Annotated in this window: 1 protein-coding gene and 1 pseudogene; both read left to right on the top strand. The window is 73.8% G+C overall.

Annotated features, from left to right (window positions below):
- A pseudogene (locus KBX53_RS34240) lies at positions 1-334 on the top strand (ABC transporter); the annotation flags it as partial.
- On the top strand, positions 331-954 hold a 624-nt coding region (locus KBX53_RS34235), incomplete at its 3' end, for a GTPase (RefSeq protein ID WP_210863953.1). The pseudogene KBX53_RS34240 and the gene KBX53_RS34235, both read left to right, overlap by 4 nt.

Genomic DNA, 954 nt, shown 5'->3' with positions numbered 1-954 from the left:
GGCCGTGATGATCGCCGTCTTCGCCTCCACCGCGTTCATCCCGACCGGGCTGGAGTTGGCCACCGGGGCCGGCACCACTGTCGCCGCGCAGGCCGTCCTCCAGGCGATCTTCGGCGACCAGGCGGTGCGTACCCTCGCCGCCAAGGCCCGCACCGACCTGCTGGCCCGGGTGCGGACGCTGCTGGACGCGGAGGCCGACCGCTTCCTGAGCCGCACCGCCGAGGCCCGCCCGGCCGCGGACGCCGGCGACGGGCTGCGCCGGGCCGCCGGCCGGGTCGAGCTGGCCCGGCACCGCAGTGGCCTGTCGGCCGGCGACGAGGAGGGCTCCCGGTGAGCAACATCGCCGGCCGGGTACGCGAGGTGTTCCGCAGGGACCAGCGGGTCGACGCCGACGCGCTGATCGCCCGACTGGACGCGGTACGCCGGTTCCTGACCGCCGTGGACGGTCTGCTGCCGGACGGCGACCTGGTGCCCGCGCACACACTGGTCGAGCGGGCCGGCACCCGGCTCGCGCTGTCCCGGGACCACACCGTTGTCGCCCTCGCCGGTGCCACTGGCAGCGGCAAGTCCAGCCTCTTCAACGCGTTGGCGCGGCTGGAACTCTCGCCGGTCGGGGTCCGCCGGCCGACCACCGGCGTCACCCACGCCTGCGTGTGGGGGCCGTTGGAGGGCGCCAACCATCTGCTCGACTGGATCGGCGTACTGCCCCGGCACCGCTTCGTTCGGGAGAGCGCCCTGGACGCCGACGACGAGACGGCCCTGCACGGGCTGATCCTGCTCGACCTGCCCGACTTCGACTCGGTGCAGCGATCGCACCGACTTGAGGTGGACCGGCTCCTCGGCCTCGTCGACCAGGTGGTCTGGGTGGTCGACCCGCAGAAGTACGCCGACCGGGTCATCCACGACAGCTACCTGCGCGAGTTCCACCGGCACCGCGACGTCACGGTGGTCGTG

This window comes from Micromonospora sp. M51, from assembly GCF_018070305.1.
Taxonomy (GTDB): Bacteria; Actinomycetota; Actinomycetes; order Mycobacteriales; family Micromonosporaceae; genus Micromonospora; species Micromonospora parva.
The sequence above is the reverse complement of the archived record's forward strand: the minus strand, read 5'-3'. Positions and strand labels throughout refer to the sequence as shown.